This window comes from Bradyrhizobium sp. MI1.11 (genome assembly GCF_055811255.1).
On the sequence record NZ_JBVVPM010000022.1, the window covers coordinates 1 to 21057 of the forward strand.

Sequence of the window (21057 nt, forward strand, 5' to 3'; positions counted from 1 at the left end):
TTTGCTTGTTTCTTTTTAATATTAAAAAAAACACGGGCTTTTCTCATCGGCCCCCTTTTTTTTTTTTTTTTTTTTCTTTTTTTTTTTTTTTTGGGGGGGGGGGGGGGGGGCCCCCCCCCCCCCCCCGCAGCTTGCGTGTTTTCTGGTCGATGATGCCGATCGGCACGTCGAAGAAGCGCACTTGCCAGGATCCGTCCTCGGTCTCCTCGACGGCAACGGCTTCGCCAACGAGAGCGCTGCAAATGTGGATGAGCTCGCCTCGCCATTTGATCTCGCCATTGGAGCGAACCTGGCGCACCGCGGCTTCGGCCGGGTAGTCGGGCTCTGGAAGCCGCCTTGGCATCGCACGAGGCGAGGGCTGATAGACGCTGGCGGGTGGGAGCTGGCCAAGCGACTCATGGGGCCGTTCTTCGTTGTAGTCGCGCACGAATGCCGCAAAGCGACGGGCCTGCGCGATCTGGTTTGGCGGCGGTGGCTGCATGGCTTCCAGAAGCGTGAGGTGGAAACGCTCGTGCCGGCCGTTCTGTTGCGGATGGCCGGGGTCAATCCGTTCATGGCGAATGCCAAGCTTGATCCACCATATCGACAGCGCGGTCAGACCGGTGATCCCGGTCGAGGCGAACGGCGAGCCGTTGTCGGAGCGGATGATCTCCGGCAAGCCGTACTCGCGAAACGCCCGTTCCAGCGGCGCTTGGCACTCGGCATATTGCGTACTGCCCGTCGCCGCCAGGCTGATCAAATAGCGGCTGAAGCCATCGGTCGCCGTGAACGGTTCGACGCGAGAGCCGTCGCCCAACCGGATCCAGCCCTTGTGATCGAGCGCCCAGACATGGTTGGCATGCTGAGGAACGGTCAGTTGCCTCATGCGCGGCGGCGCACGTCGCCGAACCCTGCGGTCGCCGACCAGTCCCGCCCGTTTGAGAATCTCCCCGGCCGTCGAGGCCGATGGCCAATCCACATCCCCTTGACGAGCCTCAAGCTTGCTCACGATCTTGCGCGGCCCCCAGCTCGGCCGCTCAAGCCGCAGCCCCACAATCGCATTCACGATGTGCCGTGGCGTCGCGCGCCCATGCACCCGCGCGGCATGCGAGCGATCCCCAAGCCCTCCAGGTCCTTCCAGCCGGTAGCGCTCCAACCATTTGTAACCGGTCTTGCGACTAATCTCGTAACGCTCGCAAAGCTCCGTCATCGTCCACAAGCCGGTTCGCTGTTCCGAAATGAAGTTAACCCGTTGGTCCATTGCGCAGCTCTCTCTCCAAGGCATCGGCTGATCCTCCCAGCCGACAGAGAACTGTCACCCATCCATCTGGTCTACTGTGTTACCTATCTATCCGGTCTGGACAGGCGAGCCACCCTCTCCCACAAGGGGAGAGGGTGAGCACCGCGTTCGGAACACGAGAGAACGACTACAACCCCGCCTTCGCAATCGCATCCGAGAACGAGCGATCCACGATCTCGGCCGCATCGAGCTTCTGCTTGATCAGGCCCCAGCGAAAATAGAGATCGATCGTGCTCTGCTCGTCCGCCACCACGCCGTCATCGATCGGCGCGATCCGGATTTTTGCGCGCGACAGCCAGTTCTGCGGCACGGCTGTCGGGATATTCATCAGCCTCCCCCAGGTCGCGGCATAGCTATCGACATTGTTCAGCGACCACGCCCGCGCCGCGGTGAGGCGCCGGATGAAGTCGGTCAGCTCCGCGCGCTTGTCGCGGATGGCATCGGGCCGCGCGACCTGAAAGCTCAGCCCGGGTGTCAGGCCTTCCGAAGTGATGACCCGGCGCGACTTGAACAGAACCTCCTCCTGGCTGACATAGGGCTCCCAGGTCGACCACGCGTCGACGGCGCCTTGCGTGTAGGCGATCTTGGCATCGGTCGGCGCCAGAAACGCAATCTGCACGTCAGCCGCAGCCCAGCCGTTCTTCTCGAGCGCGGTGAGAATCAGTTGATGCCCGATCGAGCCACGACCGGTCGCGATCTTCTTACCGCGCAAATCGGAAAAACTCTTGATCGGCGAATTCTCCGGCACGAGAATGGCAAGCCCTTCGCGGGTCTGCCGGATCGCGGCAATCGCTTTCACCGGCGCGCCGGAGGCGGCGGCGAAGGTGAACGGCGCGTCGCCGACGAGACCGGTCTCGATCGCCCCGGCGCTCAATGCTTCCAGCAGCGGCGCAGCCGCCGGAAACTCCTTCCACTCGATCTTGTAGGGGACGTCCTTGAGTACGCCGGCGGCTTCCATCACCGCCTGCGAATTGCCCTTCTGGTCGCCGACGCGCAGGGTGGTTTGCGCCGCCGCCAGCTCGACCGAGCCGAGCAGCAGCGCGCCGGCCAGCATCAGGCGGATCATTCCGCCGCCTCGCCGCGTGCGGTCTGGCGCTTGGCGATCAGCTCGCGCGTCAGCGGAATCAGCTCGCGGCCATATTCGATCGCATCGGGAAGCGGATCGAAGCCACGGATCAGGAAATGGCTGACGCCGAGGTCGTAATAGTCGCCGAAGACCTCGGCCACCTGCTCCGGCGTGCCGACCAGCGCGGTCGTGTTGCTGTTGGCGCCCGTGAGCTTTGCGATCTCGGTCCACAGCCGCTTGTCGATGCGGCTGCCCTGGTCGGCGAGCGAGAGCAGCCGCCGCGCGCCAGCCGTGGCATGGCCGTCGGCGGGCTTGCGATAGCCGGTCTTGTCCTGGAGCGCGGTGGCGCGCGCAAGAATCTCTTCCGCCTTTTCCCAGGCCTGCTTTTCGGTCGGAGCGATGATCGGCCGCACCGAGAGGCTGAAGCGCGGCGTCGGACGGCCCCGCCTGACGGCCGCATTGTGAACGCGCGAGGTGACGTCGCGCACCTGCGCATAGGATTCGCCCCACAGGGCAAACGTGTCTGCATGCTTGCCTGCGACGTCGATCGCCGCGTCGGAGCCACCGCCGACGAAGGTGTAGATGCCGGCCTTCTGCAGCGGCTTCACCTGCGAAAAACCGTTCTCGACGTTGTAGTACTTGCCGCTGTAGTTGAACGGCTTCTCGCTGGTCCATTCCAGCCGCACCACATCGAGAAACTCGCCGGTGCGAGCGTAACGCTCGTCCTTGTCGTCGAGCGTGTTGCCGTCTTGCCTCAGCTCGGCTGCATTGCCGCCGGTGATGACGTGCAGCGAGACGCGGCCTCCATAGAGTTGGTCGAGCGTCGCGAGCTGCCGCGCGAGCAGCGTCGGCGCGGTAAAGCCCGGTCGCTGCGCAATCATCACTTTCAACGACTTGGTGATCGTTAGCACATGCTGAGCGACCTGGAGCGCATCGGGCGTAGTCGAATGGAACGCCAGCAGCGCGCGGTCGAAACCCGCGAGCTCATGCGCCTTCGCCACCGTCTCGATATAGGCGGGATCGAGCACCGGACCCTGGCGCACGATGATCTCGGAAGCATTGCTGTTGGCGATAAAGCCGATGAACTCGATCGACATGATGTTCTCCCTGAATGTTTGGCGGAAGGCTAGAAGCCCAATGCGGCACGGCCGAGGCCGGTGCGCGTGGAATCGTCCTGCGGCGTGTGCACGCGGCCGCACAGGACGTCGCGATAGTGCCGCTCCAGCGGATTGGCGCGGGACAGGCCGTGATTGCCGGTCAGCGACAAGGCATCCTCGACCGCGGCGACGGCGTTGTTGGTCACGGTCAGCTTGATGACGTTGGACTCGGCCGCGGAAAGCGCGACACCGTCATCGAAATCACCGGCGAAGGATGCGATCAGCCGCGCATTGACGGCGAGCCGAGCCTCGATCGCGCCGAGGATCTCCTGCGCCCGCGGCAGGGTCGCAAGCGGCGCGCCCAGGCTGGCGGGCGCGCGCTGCTTCAGGAACGCGACTAGCCAGTCACGTGTAGCCCGCGCAACGCCATCATAGATCGCGGCGACGAAGATCGTGTGCACGGTCGCCTGCGCGACATCGGGTACGCGCCAGTCGGCCGGCTTGCGCACGTCGATCTCCGCATCGAGAGGAATCACGACGTCCTCGAAGATGACGTCGTGGCTGCCGCTGGCCCGCAAGCCGTGATGATCCCATGTCTCGACGATGCGCGTGCCCGGCAGGCCCGCCGGCACGAGGAACTGTCCGACGCGCGGCTCGGCTTCGTCCGTGCGCGCCCAGACCAGATACCATTTCAGGATCGGCGATCCCGTCGAATAGATCTTGTGCCCCGAGAGCCGCCAGCCGGTCTCGGTCCGACGTGCAATGGTCGCGGGCAGGCCGCCGCGCGCGGGCGAACCCAGTTCGGGCTCGACGCGGAGCGCGTTGACGAGCGAAAGGCCTTCGACGCTCTCGCGCGCAAGCTTGCGCGACAGCCGTGCCGGCCAGGTCGGGCTCCGTGCCATCACCAGATGGTTGATGTAGTGCATCGACAGCACCAGCGCGGTCGACGGATCGGCCTTGCCGACGATGCCGAGGACGCGTGCGGCATATCGCGCGCCCGCTCCGGCCCCGCCATGGGCCGCAGGCACCGTCAGCGACAGCAGGCCCGCCTCGGACAGCTCGCGAAAGTTCTCGAACGGGAAGCTGCCGGTGCGGTCGTGCTCGGCCGCCCGCGCGGCGAAAGCCTCGGCCAGCACCTCGGCACGTGCGATGTAGTCGGGCTCGTGATGGGCCGCGCGCCCCTTGGCGATCGAACTCACCATGTCGCGTCCAATCCGAGCAGGCCGAGAATCTGGCGGCGTAAATCGGCCAGATACGGATCGCCGCGATGGCGCGGATACGGCCGGTCGACGCGGATGTCGGCCTTCACACGCGCCGGGCGGTCGCTGAACACGATGACGCGATTGGCGAGCACCAGCGCCTCCTCGGCGTCATGCGTCACCAGCAGCGTGGTAAAGCCCTTGCGCTGCCACAGCGAGACCAGCTCGGCCTGCATGGTGATGCGGGTCAGCGAGTCGAGCTTGCCGAGCGGCTCGTCGAGAATGAGGATTTTGGGATCGTTGACCAGCGCGCGGGCCAGCGCGACGCGCTGCGCCATGCCGCCCGAGAGCTGGTGCGGATAGGCATTGCGGAAGGACGACAGCCCCACGAGATCGAGCGCGGCATCGACGCGATGACGCTGGCTCTTCAAGATGCCCTGTGCCTCCAGCCCCAGCGCGACGTTGTCCCAGACCGTGCGCCAGGGAAACAATGTCGGATCCTGGAACACGACAACGCGCGACGGGTGCGGTCGCGTGATGCGCGCCTCGTCCTCGCGGAGCGTTCCGGATTTGGGCTTGTCGAGGCCTGCGACGAGGCGCAGCAGCGTAGACTTGCCGCAGCCGGAGGGGCCGAGCAGCGCAACGAACTCGCCCGGTTCGACGGAGATGCTGACGTCGCTGAGCACCGGCAGATCGGCGCCGTCGATGTCGAAGGCGTGGCTGACCTGCTCGATGTCGAGCGCGGCGCCGGCGGCCGGGTGAGCGTCGATCTCAGTCAGTGCAGTCGCGGCTACCATTTGACGGTCCCCTTCTGCCAGACCAGCAGGCGATCGCGGATCGAAAACAGCAGCGTGATCGCGCCGGAGCAGAGCAGCGACATCACGATCAGCGCCGCATACATGTTGGCGTAGGCGGCCCAGCCCTGCGCCCATTGCAGGTACCAGCCGAGCCCGGCCTTGACGCCGATCATCTCGGCGACGACGAGCACGGCAAAGGACGAGCCGAGCCCCATGAACAGGCCGACGAAAACGTGCGGCAATGCCGCGGGAATCGCGACCTTCAGCACCAGGAAGGACGGCTTCGCCCCGAGCGTGCGCGCAACGTCGTAATAGGCGTTGCTCACACTCGCGACACCCGACCAGGTCAGCACGGTGACCGGGAAGCCGGTTGCGAGCGCGATCAAAAAGGTCGACGCGCTCCAGCTCGATGGGAAAGTGAAAAAGGCGATCGGCAGCCACGCGGTCGCCGGCAGCGGGCCAATGAACCGCAGCACCGGATGCACCCAATAGCCGACCGCGCGCGACCAGCCGATCGAGACGCCGGTCAGGAACCCGACCGTCGCGCCGATCAGATAACCGCCCAGTTGGAGCTTGACCGAGGCGAACACGCTGTCGAGCAGTTTTGGCAGATCGTCGGTGTAGACCTCGATGATCGACTGCGGCGGCGGGAAGAACGGCAACGGCAGCCAGGCGAATTTCGCCGTCGCGACTTCCCACAGGGTCAGGACAACGCCGAGCACGACGAGCCATGGCGCGCGCTGGCGTAAGGCGCGGCCCGCCGAGCCGAGGTAGTCGGCGCCGACGGTCCCGAACAGCGCGATGGCCGCGATGACAAACGCGGCAATGCCGAGCGAGTGGGTCCGCGACCAGTCGCCCACGTCCTCCCACCACAGGCAGGACAGGCCGAAGGCAATCCACGCCATACTCGCGAGAATGCCGGCACCGGATTCCCGGATCCAGCTCGCAAGCCACGGTGCGCGCGAGAGACGCGGCGCGCCGGAAGCAAGGCCGTCAGACAGCGAATACGTCGACATAGATGCGCTCCGCGAATCTGGCCGTGTCCGTGCTCTGCTTGAACACCTGCACGCTCTTGAGATCGTCGGCATAGGCCTTGAGCTCGCGCTTCAAGACTTCGCCGACGGGATGATGATGATGGGTATGGTAGCGCACCATGCCTTCGATATCCGCGAGCGACGCCGTCTTCGGCGCGTAAGGCTGGAACGATTTCGCCGTCACGGATGGATTCTGCGCGGTGAACATCGCGGCATCGAGCAGCGCCTGCGTCAGGGCGCGCGCGACCTGCGGCTCCTCGCGCACCAGGCTGCCGCGCAGGCCGAGAATGCAGCAGCTCTTGTCGCGATATTCGCCGTCGAGATTGGAGGCGACCTCCTTGTACTGGGTGTCCTTGAGCCAGAGATAACCCAGCGGGTCGGACGACAGGAAGGCCTGCACCTCGCCCTTCTCGACGGCGACGTTGAGAAGGTTGCCGGGATAGGCGCGCCAGTCGACATCCTTGTTCGGATCGATGCCTAGCTTGGCGAGCTGAATGGAGAAGAAATTCTTGTCAGGACCGCCGAGATCGCCGACCGCGACGATCCTGCCCTTGAGATCGGCGAGCTTGTTCACGCTGGAATCGGCGCGCGTCAGCACGCGCATGCAGCCACCATGAGTGCCGGCGGCGATCTTGACGTCAAAGCCCTGCTCCAGCGGCTTCAGCCAGCGGAGCGCCATGCCGAGCCCGGCATCGCTCTTGCCGGTCGCGATGGCCTCGAGCAGCTGGTCGGTCGAACCGGAATAATTGATGAGTTCGATGTCGAGATTGTGCTTCCGGAAGAAGCCGTGCTCGATGGCGACCGGCACCGGGGCGAGACAGACCGCGCCGGCGTTCCAGGACAGCTTGAGCTTGCGCGGCGCGCCGGTGAGCGCGGGCACATCCGACGCGGTCCGGCACAGCGGAAACTCCGAGAGATCGACGCCGGGCGCGATTGCCCGTGGCGCAAATGCCTGTGCCGCACCGAAGGCGCCGAGCGGCGCGGCGAAGGCCGCAGCTAACCCCGCCTGGAGCAAATGGCGCCGGTCGAGCCTCGATCCGCCGTGCTTGTCGTCGTCGTTCATCCGTTTCCACTCCTGCACTTGCACGGCTCCGCCATCGGCACAACGGCTTGCGTTGCGCCTGTCCCATGCGGAGCTGCGTCGAGAGAAAATCTTTTCGCCGGCGCCTGCTGCGCCGCCTTGATGCGATGCGCAAATCATGCGGCGCGTTCGCCGTGTCGTCAATGAAATGGAATTTCGAATGTAGCGCGAGGCGAAGTCATTCTCTCCATCGGCACCTGCGGGGACGATGAAAGGATTTCCACCGATGCATCGGTTGAAGGAGTGCGGGGCTACTCCCTCTCCTGCTTCATTCTTGCACAGCGCATACCGCACGTTCTCGAAATCAGCGCCCCTCTGGAACGTCCTTGCCGATCGCGCGCGCAATACGGTTGGCCATTTCATTGACTGGGCATCGCACAACCATAGACTTGATCGTCTCGCTGCATCGTTCGCTCACGCGTCGTGAGCAAAGCAACAGACAGGCCACATGAGCATCAACTCCCTCGATCATTCCGTCACGCGTCGGCTCGCTGCATCGCTGCTTGCCGCTGCCATCACCCTGTCGACTGCCGCGGCCTCGTTCGCGGCCGACGCAATCGTCCTGCGCGTCGGCGATCAGAAGGGCGGCAATCGTTCGCTGCTCGAGATCTCGGGCTACGCAAAGGATCTGCCTTACAAGATCGAGTGGTCGGAATTCCCCGCGGCCGCGCCGATCCTCGAGGCGCTCAACGCCGGCGCGCTCGACGTTGGCTACACCGGCGATCTCTCCTTCCTTTCGGTCTATGCGGCCGGCGCCCCGCTCAAGGCGATCGGCGGCACCAGGTCGAATGCCAAGACGCAAGCCATTCTCGTACGCCAGGATTCGCCGATCAAATCGGCCGCCGACCTCAAGGGAAAGCGCCTCGCCGGCACGCGCGGCGGCTGGGGCCAGTTCCTGATCGACGCCACGCTGGAGAAGGCGCAGATCAAGCTGGAGGATGCGACCTTCGCGCCGCTCGGTCCGGTCGACGCCAAGATCGCGTTGGTCGCGGGCTCGATCGACGCCTGGGCGGTGTGGGAGCCCTACGTCTCGTTCGCCACTTTGAAAGACAAGGCCCGCGTGATCGCCGATGGTGAGGGCCTGACGCCGACCATCACATTCATCGTCGCCTCCGACAACGCCATCGCCACCAAGCGCACGGCGGTGCAGGACCTGGTGCAGCGGCTGAACAAGGCGCGGCTGTGGTCGCTGGATCATCTCGGCGAATATGCCAAGAGCACGGCCGAGCTGACCAGGCTGCCGGAGGACGTGCTGCTCTCGGCCTATACCGCGCAGCGCACCAGCCCGATTCCGATCGACGAGAACGTCGTGAAGGAGGTGCAGGAGGCCTCCGACCGCTCGACGCGCTATGGCATCCTGCCGAAAAAGCTCGACGTGAGCAAAGCCGTCGACCGCAGCTTCACTGCTGCGGCCGCGGGATCGAACTAGACGGAGCCGGCGGGATGCCCGGGCTTCGTCTCAACGCAGGCCCGCTGCATCTCGCCGCGATCGTGCTCGCGCATTTCGCCTGCATGAGCTTGATCGTATGGCTGTCGCTTTAGATGCCGGCCAGGCCTTAAGGAAAAGATCAGGACAACATAAGGAGCCCATAAGGACTTACGAGACGCCGTTGGCCTAGCATCGACCGTGTGATCGCGTCGGTAACAGGATGCCTCATCCCCGGCCTGTCCAGGCAATCACAACTCGCTCTCGGGTTGCCGATCCCGACCGGACGGGCTTACAGTGGCATTCACCCTGCGGCCGTCGACGCTTGCAATGGGAAGGCGACCTTCGGGCTGGAGATCAGCGCCATGTCAGCCGATCAGTATCTTCGTTACGATCCGTCCGTCGAACAAATCCGGCCGGAGGAAGCGGCGGCCGTCGAGGAGATCGTTGCCTCGATTTCGCGAACGAGCGATCGCACTTTTCACAAAGACAAGCACGGAACCCGACAGCAGCACGCCAAGGGCGCCGGCTATCTCCGGGGCGAGCTGATCGTCTACGAGGATTTGCCGGATCATCTGCGCCAGGGCCTGTTCAAGCAGGCTGGCCACTTCCCGATCATCGTCCGCCTCTCCACCGCATTCAACAGGAGCGATCGCGTACGCTCGCCGCGGGGGTTTGCCATCAAGGTCTTGGGCGTGACTGGGGCCAAGGCGCTCGGCGACGACGATTCGACGAACCAGGATCTTCTGCTCGTCAATCACCCCAGCTATTTCGCGGATGCGATGGCCTATATGCGCGCACAGCACAACGTCGAGCGCACCCTGTTCCTGCCTGATCTGGCGTACGTACCCATAGGCTTTCTCGCGCGCGTGCTGGTCGCCGCATCGGACAGAACAGGCATTCCGATCCCGATCGTCTTGAAAGCGCTCGGTGATGCCGGCAGCAACATCCTCGGAGAAACCTTTCACACGGAGGGAGCATTGCGGTTTGGCGATTATATCGCAAGGCTTCGCCTGGTGCCGATCTCGGCGTCGGTTCGACAACTCACCGGCCAACCCTGCCACGATGCCGATCATGCCGTGCTGAACAGCGTCGTCGCCTTCTTCAAGGACAATGCGGCCGAGTACGAACTGTTTGCCCAGCTCTGCACCGACCTGGAGCGAACACCGATCGAAGATGCCTCGATTGACTGGCCCGAAGACGTCGCGCCGCCGCAAGCACTCGGCAAGATCACGCTTCCGCGCCAGACCGCCGACAGCCCCGCGCGTCGCGTCTATTCCGACGAGGTGCTTTCGTTCGACCCATGGCGATGTCTCGCCGCGCATCAGCCGCTCGGCTCGATCATGCGGTTGCGCAGGGATGCCTACAGTGCCTCCCGCACGCTGCGGCAGCAGCAAAATCATTTCAAGGTCAAGCAACCGCCCGGTGAACCGCGAGAGATTGCGGACCTGCCGAACTGAGCCGATCACCGTCCCTCATGATGAGGCCCTGTGTCCCGGCCTGCGTCGAAAAAAGACGCCGACCGCAGCGGATCGCCGGTATCAAGCGTCTCTGCCAGCGATGCGATCACCTGGCTGGAGCGGTCCCGCCACTTGGCAGCCCTTTGCGCTTGTCCGAGGCTTTCATAGACCACCGCGGTCGTGCGATAAACCCGCCAGGCGGCGTGCGGTAGCCTGGCATGGCGGAGAATCGAAGTGGCCGCCGCCAAATGCCCGCCGGCGAGTTGCGTATCCTGCTTCACGATCGCAATTCTCGCCATGGCCTCGTAGCACAGCGCGAGAAACGGCCGGTCGGGTGCCGCGCTCGTCACCTCGTGAAATTGGTTGGCCGAGCTCTGGGCGCGGTCCAGATCGCCAATCGCGATCCAATAGTCGCAGCAAGTCAGCAGATAGTGGGGGATGACCAGCGACTCCATCGGCACCCGGTCGACCTCCATTCGCCGCTCCATCGCATCGAGATGCTGCCGCGCCCGAGGCAGGTCGCCCATCCTGACATAAGCTCGCGCCAGCAGGTTCCTGCCAACGAAGAAGGTGAACGGATTGGCCTCGATCATCGGGCCGAGCGCATCCTCCGCACGCCGTGACGCGCTGCCATATTCCTCCGCCTCGGAATACAGCCATCCGATCGTGAGATGACACAGCGCGACGGCCTGCGGATTTGCATTCCGCTCCGAGATAGCCAACGCGGAGACGACGTTTCGTTGCGCCCGTCCCCATTCACCGAGATAGATCTGGGCAAACGCCTCGACCGATTCATAGAGGACGAACAGATAGACGTCACCGACCAGGCGGGCGAGCTCCTTTCCCCGGGTCGTCGCATCGCAGCAGGCCGGATAATTCGCGCGCAGAAACTCCAGCACCATCTCCATCGAGCAGCGTCGCAGCCGCATGCTCAGATCCTGCTCTCCGGTGATCAGCGCTGACGCATGCTCGGCAAGATCCGCATTCTCGCGATCCCAGCCGCGGAGCATCAGCTTCAAATTGGCAACGTTCCCCTGGACCAGAGCACTGAATGCGGCGTCGTCGATCGCCCTGCTCTTGACAAGGGCCTGTTCCGCAACAGGCAGGCTCTGGCGTCGATCGACGTAAAGACAAAATCTGCTGAGATCGACCAGCGCGTTCACCTCTTCGCGCACGTGCCCGTTCTCCGCCGCGTGCGCGACGACGGCGCTGAGATCCTGCAGGGAATTCAGGAAATCTCCACTGGCCCGCCAGGCCCAGGCGCGCTGAAGCAGCAACTTCAGACGTGTCGCCACCTGAAACTCCGGCGGCAGATGCGGCACCAGTTCCAAGGCGCGGGACAGGTAATTGGCGGCCTCGCGCGTGCTGAACCTTCGCGCCGAGCCCTCGGCCGCCGCGCCCAGATAATGCATCGCCTTCGGGAAATCGCGGCCCAGTTCGAAGTGGCGCGCGACAATCGCGGCGATCTCCGCAGCCTGCGGCCCGTAGCCCTGCTCGAGCCCCGCCCCAAGCAGCGCATGGGTTTTCGTGCGGCGCGCCGGCGCGAGCCGCTGGTAGAGGATCTCCTGGTAAAGCGCGTGCTGGAACGCATAGCGACCGGAGACGCCTCCGTTCGGCCACTCGGTCATGCCAGCCACGACGATAATGCGATCGGTCCGTGCCAGGTCCTCGCACATCTGCTCGACATCCAGCACGGGACGGTCCAGCGCACCGGCGATATGAAGCGCGGAAAACTCCGCTCCCGCCGCACTGGCGACCTCGAGCAGGCAGCGCTCGTCCACGGTGAGGTGATCGATCTGCTGCTTGATCATTCCTTCCAGATCGCGCGGCATGCTGTCATGCGAGGCCGCGTCTTCGCTGACCAGCCGCCAGCCCAATTCGTGCTCGACCAGCGCGCCTTGCGCCACGAGATGATCGAGCAGAGACGACACGAACAGAGGATGCCCGCCGGTTCGCGCGAAGATGCGCTCGACCAGCTCTCTGGCGAAATCGGCCGAGTTGAAGCGCAGCGAAAGATAGCGTTCGACGTCGATGCCGGTCAGTCGATCGAGCGCGAGCTCGGTGGCGTGTCCATGAATCCGCAAGTCCTGGTGAACGGCACGGATAGGATGTCCGCCGACGGCGACTTCCATCGGCCGGTAGGTGGCCAGCACGAGGATAGAAGCCCTCCGATCCCGGCGCGCAAGCCGGGAGAGCACATCCACGGTGGCAAAGTCGCTCCAATGCAGATCTTCCAGGATGATCACCCATGGTCGCGTGACAGCGAGATGTTCCATGAGATCGGCAAATTCGCGCAGCATGCGCTCCCGGGTTGCGCCAAAGACCTCATGCTGGAATGCGGCCCGGTCTGCTTCTCCGAGGAATCCGGGCATTTGCGCGAGCCAGGTCGGCGCGTGCTCGCGGATGGACGTCAGCAGCGATGCTCCGTCGGTTCGACGGCAGCACTCGTTCAGCGCTCCGATCAGCGGAAGAAAGGCCTCATGGGTGCCGAACAACTCGTTGCAGCTACAGTGCAGCACGCCCAGTCCCTGCTGGTTCATCCTGTCGAGCGTCATCTGCAAGAGGGTTGTCTTGCCGATCCCGGCCTCGCCGGTGATGAAGACGACCTGACGCTGTCCGGTACGAGCGAGTTGCAACGCCTTGTCCAGCGTGTCGAGTGCGCCCGTGCGCCCGACCCTCCAGTGCCGCCGTCGATCAACGACTTGCTCCGTGGCGGACGCCGCCGCCTCTTCGGGCGCCCGCTCGATCGCGGGCGAGTCGGCGGTCGCGACCGCCGCAATGAAGCGATAGCCGCGCCGCGTGACGGTCTCGATGTAATTAGGGGACTGCCTGTCGTCGCCGAGCACCGAGCGTAGCGCATTCACGGCAACGGCGAGGCTCGACTCGCTGACGTGCAGATCGGACCAGACTGCGTCGAGCAACTCTTCCTTGGTGACGAGTTCACCGGGCCGACCGACGAGATAGCAAAGAACCTCGAACGGCTTCGGCGCCAGCGCGATCCGCTCCCCGCCTCGCCACAATAGCGCGTTGGACCGGTCGAGGCGGAATTCACCAAAGGCAAGCGCGTCTGTACGCACGGCTCCGACCCCCGGATGATCCCTGATCTTAAGGCAAAGCTCAGCCAAATGTAAGGGCACGCTAAAGACCTGCGCCCTGCGCCGGTACTAGCGTCGGCCTGTCCATTTCAGAGACGCCGGTAAGTCGTCGGACGGCCTTTTCATCACGCTGTCATTTCAGTCGACAGGCAGTCGATGCCTGAATTTTGGCAAGGAGTTGGCCATGAGCATTTTAAAACATTTGGCGATCCCGCCTCTCGCTTTGGCCATTCGCCATTACGACGTCAGGGTCATATTGGGCGTCACCGTCCTCAGCCGCATCTTCCTCGTCGCCATCTACCTTGCGTGCGGCGGCCCGGGCCTGTCCGAGTTCGATCTCGCCAACACGATCGCGCTGCCATGAGCTCGGGACCGCTCGAATGGTGCATCGAGATCGCGATCATCGTCGCGATCTGCATCGGGATTGTCGCGGGCGGGCATGGCCGGCTCGTCGTCCCGCATCACCGGGTTCAACGCGCGCAAGCCGATCGGGCCGCTTGCGTCCAGCAGCCCCCAAACCTCTTCAGCGTCGCCGCCCTGCGGCGAGCGGGTCCGCCCGTTTGATCGATCACCAATACGCGCGGTGATAGTGCCGGTAATACGGCCGGTAGTAGCCGTAACGAGGGCCGAAATACGGGCGGTAAGGCCGATAGTAGCGCGGATAAGCATAGGCCGGACCATAGCCGTAATAGGCCGGCGCATAACCATAGCCGTAGCCATAACCCGGATATCCGTAGCCGCCGTAGTAGGGCCCACCGCCATAGTAGACATAGCCGTAAGGCGCGCTGCTGGCGATGGCTCCTGCGATGATCGCGCCAGCGGCAAGGCCGCCGAGACCCCATCCAAAACCTCGGCCGCGCCAGTGCACCTGCGTGACGTCATCGCCGACGGCGGCCTTCATGGTTGCGACATTGGTGGGCAGCGGAGCCGCCGCGGCTTGCTCCATTCCTCCCGCTATGACCGCAGCGGCGAGCGAACAGGCGACTGCCGTTTTCCAGATCCTCATCGTCTTACTCCTTTCTGACGTTTGGCTTGGACATGGATCGCAGCGCCATCCTCGGGCATCCTGGCGCGAGGTCAAAGCCTCGAGTTTTGCGTGCACCGCACAAGACGCATGCCTCCATTCTGATCAACCGGGTCCCGACGGGCTCGACAACCTCACCGCGTGTGACACCGGCAAGACGGTGTCTGGGGCCCGATCACCGCGGCAAAGCATTAAGCTTCCGGCGCATTCGCAACCAACAACCACCTTCCCGATTTACTATTCGTGCCGTTACTATCGGTTCCAAATGAGCGCGGCCGGGAGGCTTCTCGCGAGCGCCAGAGTTGTGGGAGAATGACATGAGTGCCGCGAGACCCGAGCCGCTTGCCCGTCAGGCGCTGGCGTTCGTCCTGGCCGGCGGACGCGGCAGCCGGCTGCTGGAGCTGACCGATCGGCGCGCCAAGCCCGCGGTCTATTTCGGCGGAAAATCCCGCATCATCGATTTCGCGCTTTCAAACGCGGTGAACTCGGGCATCCGCCGCATCGCCGTCGCCACCCAGTACAAGGCGCACAGCCTGATCCGGCACCTTCAGATGGGCTGGAACTTCTTCCGCCCCGAGCGCAACGAGAGCTTCGATATCCTCCCGGCGAGCCAGCGCGTCTCCGAAAACATGTGGTACGTCGGCACGGCCGATGCGGTCTACCAGAACATCGACATCATCGAATCCCATGCCTGCCGCTTCATCGTCGTGCTCGCCGGCGACCATATCTATAAAATGGACTACGAGGTGATGCTGCGCCAGCATGTCGACAGCGGCGCCGACGTCACCGTCGGCTGCCTGGAGATGCCGCGCCAGGAATCCTCCGGCTTCGGCATCATGCATATCGACGAGAACGGCTGGATCAAAGAGTTCCTGGAAAAGCCGAAAGATCCGCCGCCGATGCCCGGCAAGCCGGACGTCTCGCTCGCCAGCATGGGCATCTACGTGTTCGACGCGAAATTTCTGTTCGAGGAGCTCAAGCGCGACGCCGAGGATCCGAATTCCAACCACGATTTCGGCAGGGACATCATCCCCTACCTCGTCAAGAACGGCCGCGCCATGGCGCACCAGTACTCGACCTCCTGCGTCCGCTCCGGCAGCGACCCCCGCGCCTATTGGCGCGATGTCGGCACCGTCGACGCCTATTGGGCCGCCAATATCGACCTTACCGACGTAGTGCCCGAGCTCGATTTGTTCGACAGCGCCTGGCCGATCTGGTCCTATTCGGAGATCACACCACCGGCAAAATTCGTCCACGACGAGGAGAGCCGGCGCGGCCAGGCCGTGAGCTCGCTGGTCTCGGGAGGCTGCATCATTTCCGGCGCCTCGCTGCGGCGCTCACTGCTGTTCACCGGCGTGCGCGTCAACTCCTACGCCAATGTCGAGAACGCCGTGATCATGCCCTACGTCAATGTCGGTCGCGGCGCGCGCCTGAAGAACGTCGTGATCGATCGCGGCGTCGAGATCCCGGAAGGGCTCGTCGTCGGCGAAGATCCCGAATTGGACGCAAGACGCTTCCGCACCACCGAGCAGGGCATTTCGCTCATCACCCAGCCGATGCTCGACAGGCTCAATACATGACGCCTGTTCGCGTCCTCGCGGTCGCCTCTGAAGTTTATCCCATCGTCAAGACCGGCGGCCTCGCCGATGTCGCGGGCGCGCTGCCGATTGCGCTCAAGGCGCATGGCGTCGAGATGCGCACGCTGATGCCGGGCTATCCGGACGTGATGCGGGTGCTGGGCGGAGCCGACGAAATCCGGCGCTGGCCGGATTATTTCGGCGGACCCGGACGTCTGCTCGCCGGCTCGCATGACGGCCTCGATCTGTTCGTGCTCGACGTGCCGCATCTCTACGCACGGCCTGGCAACCCCTACGTGACGGTCGAAGGCGTCGACTGGGCGGACAATGGCGTGCGGTTCGCCGCGCTGTCGCGCATCGCGGCCGATATCGGCCACGGCCTCGTTCCTGCCTTCGTGCCCGACGTGGTGCATGCCCACGATTGGCAGGCCGGGCTGGCGCCGGCCTATCTGCACTACGACAATCGGCCGCGGCCCGCCACCGTGATGACCATCCACAACATGGCCTATCAGGGCAAGTTCGCGCCCGAGCTGATCGGTTCGATTGGCCTGCCCTGGCGCGCCTATGGCGTCAACGACCTCGAATATTTCGGCGGCATTAGTTTTTTGAAGGCCGGCCTGCAATTCGCCGATCGCATCACCACGGTCTCGCCGACCTATGCGCAGGAGATCCAGACCGACGAGGGCGGCATGGGGTTCGGCGGCCTGCTTCGCGCCCGCGCCAACGTGCTGAGCGGAATCCTCAACGGCATCGATGTATCCGTTTGGAATCCGCAAGAAGATCCGCACATCGCCTACCGCTTCGGCGCGGAGGACCTCACGTTCCGGGCCGCCAACAAGGCGGTGCTTCAGCAACAGTTCAATCTGGATTCCTCGGACGAAGCGCCATTGCTCGGCGTCATCAGCCGCCTGTCCTGGCAGAAGGGGCTCGATCTCCTGCTCGAGGCCATCCCGACCATTTTGCGCGAAGGCATGCAGCTCGCGCTGCTCGGCAGCGGCGACCGCGATCTCCAGGATCGCTATCAGGCCGTTGCGCGCGCGCACCCTGGCCGGATCGGAGTCGTGATCGGCTACGACGAGATCATGGCGCATCTGATCCAGGCCGGCTCGGACGCGCTCATCGTGCCCTCGCGGTTCGAGCCGTGCGGCCTCACCCAACTCTGCGCGTTGCGCTACGGCGCCGTGCCCATCGTTTCGCGCGTCGGCGGCCTCGAGGATACCATCGTCGATATCGGCGAGGCCGATAAATCGGGCCAGGACGCCACCGGCTTCAAGTTCGGTCCTGTGACTGCGGATGCTCTCGCCGGCACGCTGCGCAAGGCCAACATCGCCTTCCACGACAAGCTGACCTGGCGCCGCCTGCAACTGAGCGGCCTTGCGACCGACGTGTCCTGGCGCAACCGCGCCGGTGACTATGCCGCGCTCTATCGCGGCCTCATGACCGCGCGCGCCTGAGGCACGACATCGTCGAATCAATGCTATAGAGCCGTCATGGACCCGTTCTTGATCAAGCTGATCGGCTTTGCCGCCGCGACCTGCACCACCGTGGCCTACGCGCCGCAAGCCATCAAAGTGTGGAAGACCCGCTCCACCGGCGATATTTCGCTCGGCATGTTCCTGGTCATGGTGCTGGGGCTGGCGCTCTGGCTCGTCTACGGCCTGCTGTCGGGCGACGCGCCCCTCGTCGCCGCAAACGCCATCACCATCGTGCTCGCCGGCGGCATCCTGTTCATGAAGCTGAAATACGGGTGAGCTCGAAGCTGCGTAGGGCGGATTGGCCGAAGGCGTAATCCGCCGCCTTCATTGCGGCCCGATGGTGGATTACGCTTCGCTAATCCACCCTACGATTCATCCGAACACATACGACGCCATCGCGACATTCGCGACCTCGTCGACGAAGACGCGCTTGCCCGCGTCGCTGCCGGCGGCGCCGGCGGCTACCATCAGCGGCAGCAGATGATCTTCGCGCGGATGGGCCAGGCGCGCGCTCGGTGCATTCTCCCAGTCAACCAGCATCGCGTTGCGGCGCGCCGCGTCCTTGTGGCTGATCGCCTCGTTCAGATACGCCTCGAAATCATACGAGACCGGCTTCGACTCGGCACGGCCGAACCCGCGCATGTTGTGATAGGTCAGCCCGCTGCCGACGATCAGAATGCCTTCGTCCCGCAGCGAAGTGATGGCCTGGCCCACCCTGATGTGCTCGGCCGGATCGTAAGTCGATCTCAGCGACAGCAGCACGATCGGCATGTCGGCGTTCGGATACATCAGCCCGAGCGGCACGAAGGTGCCGTGATCGAAGCCCTGGTTGGGATCCTCCCGGCAATCGACGCCCGCGCGCATGAGCAGCGCCTTCACCTCGGCGGCGAGCTCGGGCCGCCCCGGCGCCGGATATTTGAGGTGGTAGGTGTGCTCGGGAAAACCGTGATAATCGTACACCATCGGCGGATGCGCCGAGGTGGACACGGTGAAGGCGTCAGCCTCCCAATGTCCTGATATGACGAGCACGGCCTTCGGCCTCTCCGGCAAGAGCTGCGGCAGCTGGCCGAACGCCCCGGCGGTTTTCGCATATTGCACCCGCCTGTCTTCCATGAACGGCCAGGGACCGCCGCCATGCGACAGGAAGAAGGTCGGAAATCGCACCATGAGCGAAGGCTCGTTTCATTGGCAACGCGCGTGCGAGCTGCCCGCGCTATCGGCCGCGAGCATAGGCAAACCCGTATGGTTAGCAAGACGTTAACGATTTTTCGCCCAGAATCCGGGGGGGTAGCCGAAGGAGTCGGCCAGCAGCCAGGGACGTGAAATGAAGAAGTTTGCGTTGGGGGACGTGGTCAACAGCGACAAGGGCCGCCGCGGCGTCGTTCGCGCCGCCTACAAGTCGAAGGAAGGCCAGCAATTCTATGCCGTCGAGAAAGACGGCGCGATGGATTATCTGGAGGAAGACCGGCTGAGCCCGGCGCCGCGCGTCGAACTCGCGGCTTAAATCCAACTCAACCTGCCCTAACGCCCGAACCGGTCCAGGCGCTCCGACCAGGGGTCGTCTCCGCTCGCGATGCGATCGTTCGTGATCAGCAGCAGGCGATCGCTGCCTGCGGCCGCGTCCCAATGGGGCAGGTCCGCACCGTTGGGATCGCCGCTCTTGGCGAAATTGATCCAGTAGGCACGCATGCGATTTGCGACCTCGCGATCGGCTCGTGACAGGATGCCCGCACCCGGCATGCCTTCCACGCCGAAGATGAACTGCAATTCCCGCCCGTGACCGCCCTCGGGGTTGGCGCGCCGTGCCTCCGGCACATAGGCGAAGCGATAGCGAAAGGTGGGCGCACCGCTGGCGGCGTGCAGGCGCGCCAGCAGTCTCACCGGCTCGGAGAAGATCTTGTCGGTGTAAAACCTTGCCGCGCGGCTGGAAGATCTGGCGAGGTCGGAATAGAGCCTGCGCAGCTCATCGCTGGTGGTGCCTGACGATGCCAGCTCTTCCCGGATATCCAGCTCGTCGTCGAAACCGGTCTCGTCGTCGTTCGAGCCGATGATCAAGGGAATGCGGCTCTCATGTCCGGCCGCGAAGCCCGCGGCGACATCCTCGCTCACCAGACTTCCATCGATCGTCGGCCCAAAGCTGCGCGGTGATTTTTCCAGGAGATGTTTTTCGACGGCAAGCAGGCGTCGCGGCTCGGCTGCGCGCAAGTCGGCCTGTCGCCCCAGCGCCGCCATGAATTGCCGACCCACAATCTCGGCCTCTTGTGCCGAACGCAGGCGCGCACGGCCGGGGATCGATTGCAGAATGGCTCTCTGGAAGAGATCGCGCGATTGCTCAGACAGCATCAGCAGCGCGATCGAGGTCGCGCCTGCGCCACTGCCGAACAAGGTGACGTTGGCGGGATCGCCGCCGAAGGCCGCGATGTTGTCGTGCACCCAATGCAGCGCCGCGATCTGGTCCATCAGGCCGTAATTACCGGAGCCGCCTTCCGACAGCGCGGAATCGCTGAGCCAGCCGAACGCGCCGAGGCGAAAATTCACGGTCACCACGATGACGCCGGCTTGCGCGAGCCTGGCACCATCGAACAGCGGATCATTCGCGGTGCCGCTGACGAAAGCGCCGTCGTGGATGAACATCATCACCGGCAGCGGGCCGTCGACCCCAAACGGACGGAACACGTTCAGCGTCAGGCAATCCTCGCTCGAACCCGGCAGCGAGGGCTGAAGACACGGCGCGCCATAGGCATAGGCGGTGCGCATCTCCGAACTCTCGGGCGCGGCCTGCGGCGGACGCCAGCGCAGCGGCCCGATCGGCGCGGCCGCATAGGCCAGCCCCTTGAACGAGGCTATCTCGCCTTCGACGGCGCCAAGCATCTGTCCTTCGCGCGTCAGCGCAAATGGAAATTGGCCGACCGGCTGGGCCACGGCCGAGCCGGCGCAACAGAGGACGAGAGACGTCGCAAACAGCGCGAACACGGACCGCATCTTCGGAGCATCTCGATGCGCGGAAGGATTTTGGGCAGGTTATGTCCGTGGCCCGCTGCGAGGCAAGCGCCGCGGCTGCGCCTAGCTCCGCTTGGCCGCAAGCTCCGCCAGTGCGTGCCGTGCGATGATGCCGAGTTCACCGAGCGTGGTGTGACCGGACTGCGCTGCCTCGATCAGCCGCTGGGCGATGAACCTGCGGCTGTCGTGATCGCCGCCGTGCGGCAGTTGGCGGCACGTCTCCTCAAGGACGACGTCCATGTTCGCTTTGGTCCGTTCACTCAACTCTGTCATGACGCCCGTCGGCACGCGTGGCAAAAACAAGAGCATACACAGGTGGATCGACCCTGATTAGCCCGGGAAATCACGGCCATTGTGCATCGCGATGCGTGTGCTGCCGCAACATTCACGCGGCCATGATGACGCCGCAAATGGCTACCGAAGATTGCACATGCCGTGATGACAAGC

General features: G+C 64.3%; 19 protein-coding genes. 7 read left to right on the top strand and 12 right to left on the bottom strand.

All coding sequences use genetic code 11. The annotated features are described in order from the left end of the window. Positions 1 to 43: 43 nt before the first annotated feature. The 7 genes from AC0L30_RS21805 to AC0L30_RS21835 form a co-directional block, all read right to left on the bottom strand. Entirely contained in the window at positions 44 to 1240 is a 1197-nt protein-coding gene (locus AC0L30_RS21805; RefSeq protein ID WP_473405186.1) for an integrase core domain-containing protein, read from the bottom strand. Between the two features lie 166 nt (positions 1241 to 1406). Then, on the bottom strand, positions 1407 to 2345 hold the full coding sequence (locus AC0L30_RS21810; RefSeq protein WP_473405187.1) for an ABC transporter substrate-binding protein: 939 nt from the start codon (positions 2343 to 2345) through the stop codon (positions 1407 to 1409). After that, complete coding sequence (locus AC0L30_RS21815; protein ID WP_473405188.1) at positions 2342 to 3442, bottom strand: LLM class flavin-dependent oxidoreductase; 1101 nt, start codon at positions 3440 to 3442, stop codon at positions 2342 to 2344. Before AC0L30_RS21815 ends, AC0L30_RS21810 begins: the two co-directional genes overlap by 4 nt. Positions 3443 to 3471: 29 nt before the next feature. Beyond that, entirely contained in the window at positions 3472 to 4644 is a 1173-nt protein-coding gene (locus tag AC0L30_RS21820) for an acyl-CoA dehydrogenase family protein (protein WP_007601092.1), read from the bottom strand. Further along, complete coding sequence (locus AC0L30_RS21825; protein WP_219683498.1) at positions 4638 to 5438, bottom strand: ABC transporter ATP-binding protein; 801 nt, start codon at positions 5436 to 5438, stop codon at positions 4638 to 4640. The genes AC0L30_RS21820 and AC0L30_RS21825 overlap by 7 nt, the downstream gene beginning before the upstream one ends. After that, positions 5432 to 6454 carry an ABC transporter permease gene (locus AC0L30_RS21830; protein ID WP_007601088.1) on the bottom strand — a complete coding sequence of 341 codons (1023 nt, stop codon included), beginning with the start codon at positions 6452 to 6454 and terminating at the stop codon, positions 5432 to 5434. Before AC0L30_RS21830 ends, AC0L30_RS21825 begins: the two co-directional genes overlap by 7 nt. Continuing rightward, positions 6432 to 7535: an ABC transporter substrate-binding protein gene (locus AC0L30_RS21835; RefSeq protein ID WP_473405189.1), complete on the bottom strand. Its 1104-nt coding sequence runs from the start codon at positions 7533 to 7535 to the stop codon at positions 6432 to 6434. Before AC0L30_RS21835 ends, AC0L30_RS21830 begins: the two co-directional genes overlap by 23 nt. A 466-nt stretch (positions 7536 to 8001) precedes the next feature. On the opposite strand from AC0L30_RS21835, the gene AC0L30_RS21840 reads away from it, so the two are divergent. Both AC0L30_RS21840 and AC0L30_RS21845 read left to right on the top strand, forming a co-directional pair. Continuing rightward, complete coding sequence (locus tag AC0L30_RS21840) at positions 8002 to 8982, top strand: ABC transporter substrate-binding protein (RefSeq protein WP_473405190.1); 981 nt, start codon at positions 8002 to 8004, stop codon at positions 8980 to 8982. A gap of 362 nt (positions 8983 to 9344) precedes the next feature. After that, a complete protein-coding gene (locus AC0L30_RS21845) occupies positions 9345 to 10439 on the top strand; it encodes a catalase family protein (protein WP_473405191.1) in 1095 nt (364 codons plus the stop codon). 5 nt (positions 10440 to 10444) lie between these two features. Here the strand turns inward: AC0L30_RS21845 and AC0L30_RS21850 are convergent, their stop codons facing one another. After that, positions 10445 to 13516: an ATP-binding protein gene (locus tag AC0L30_RS21850; RefSeq protein ID WP_473405192.1), complete on the bottom strand. Its 3072-nt coding sequence runs from the start codon at positions 13514 to 13516 to the stop codon at positions 10445 to 10447. A gap of 202 nt (positions 13517 to 13718) precedes the next feature. Between AC0L30_RS21850 and AC0L30_RS21855 the strand changes: the two genes are divergently transcribed. Then, positions 13719 to 13898: a hypothetical protein gene (locus AC0L30_RS21855; protein WP_007601079.1), complete on the top strand. Its 180-nt coding sequence runs from the start codon at positions 13719 to 13721 to the stop codon at positions 13896 to 13898. Between the two features lie 204 nt (positions 13899 to 14102). Here the strand turns inward: AC0L30_RS21855 and AC0L30_RS21860 are convergent, their stop codons facing one another. Next, positions 14103 to 14540 (bottom strand): hypothetical protein, encoded by a 438-nt coding sequence (locus tag AC0L30_RS21860; RefSeq protein WP_473405193.1) that lies wholly within the window; start codon positions 14538 to 14540, stop codon positions 14103 to 14105. Between the two features lie 335 nt (positions 14541 to 14875). Here AC0L30_RS21860 and glgC point away from each other — a divergent pair, with 335 nt between their 5' ends. Genes glgC through AC0L30_RS21875 form a run of 3 tightly spaced genes read left to right on the top strand, consistent with a single transcriptional unit; the run spans position 14876 to position 17886 of the window. After that, a complete protein-coding gene (gene glgC, locus AC0L30_RS21865; RefSeq protein WP_007601076.1) occupies positions 14876 to 16138 on the top strand; it encodes a glucose-1-phosphate adenylyltransferase in 1263 nt (420 codons plus the stop codon). Further along, positions 16135 to 17589 carry a glycogen synthase GlgA gene (glgA, locus tag AC0L30_RS21870; RefSeq protein ID WP_473255976.1) on the top strand — a complete coding sequence of 485 codons (1455 nt, stop codon included), beginning with the start codon at positions 16135 to 16137 and terminating at the stop codon, positions 17587 to 17589. Before glgC ends, glgA begins: the two co-directional genes overlap by 4 nt. Positions 17590 to 17625: 36 nt before the next feature. Continuing rightward, positions 17626 to 17886 carry a SemiSWEET transporter gene (locus tag AC0L30_RS21875; RefSeq protein ID WP_007601071.1) on the top strand — a complete coding sequence of 87 codons (261 nt, stop codon included), beginning with the start codon at positions 17626 to 17628 and terminating at the stop codon, positions 17884 to 17886. A 96-nt stretch (positions 17887 to 17982) separates the two neighbouring features. Here AC0L30_RS21875 and AC0L30_RS21880 read toward each other — a convergent pair whose 3' ends face one another. Continuing rightward, the gene (locus AC0L30_RS21880) at positions 17983 to 18777 is read right to left on the bottom strand and encodes a DODA-type extradiol aromatic ring-opening family dioxygenase (protein WP_007601070.1); all 795 of its coding nucleotides are present in this window, start codon (positions 18775 to 18777) and stop codon (positions 17983 to 17985) included. A gap of 157 nt (positions 18778 to 18934) precedes the next feature. Between AC0L30_RS21880 and AC0L30_RS21885 the strand changes: the two genes are divergently transcribed. Next, positions 18935 to 19114, top strand: a complete 180-nt coding sequence (locus AC0L30_RS21885) for a hypothetical protein (RefSeq protein ID WP_007601069.1) — start codon at positions 18935 to 18937, stop codon at positions 19112 to 19114. Positions 19115 to 19131: 17 nt separating this feature from the next. Here the strand turns inward: AC0L30_RS21885 and AC0L30_RS21890 are convergent, their stop codons facing one another. Both AC0L30_RS21890 and AC0L30_RS21895 read right to left on the bottom strand, forming a co-directional pair. Then, entirely contained in the window at positions 19132 to 20592 is a 1461-nt protein-coding gene (locus tag AC0L30_RS21890; RefSeq protein WP_473405194.1) for a carboxylesterase/lipase family protein, read from the bottom strand. An 81-nt stretch (positions 20593 to 20673) separates the two neighbouring features. Then, positions 20674 to 20919 carry a hypothetical protein gene (locus AC0L30_RS21895; RefSeq protein WP_007601066.1) on the bottom strand — a complete coding sequence of 82 codons (246 nt, stop codon included), beginning with the start codon at positions 20917 to 20919 and terminating at the stop codon, positions 20674 to 20676. Positions 20920 to 21057: the final 138 nt, after the last annotated feature.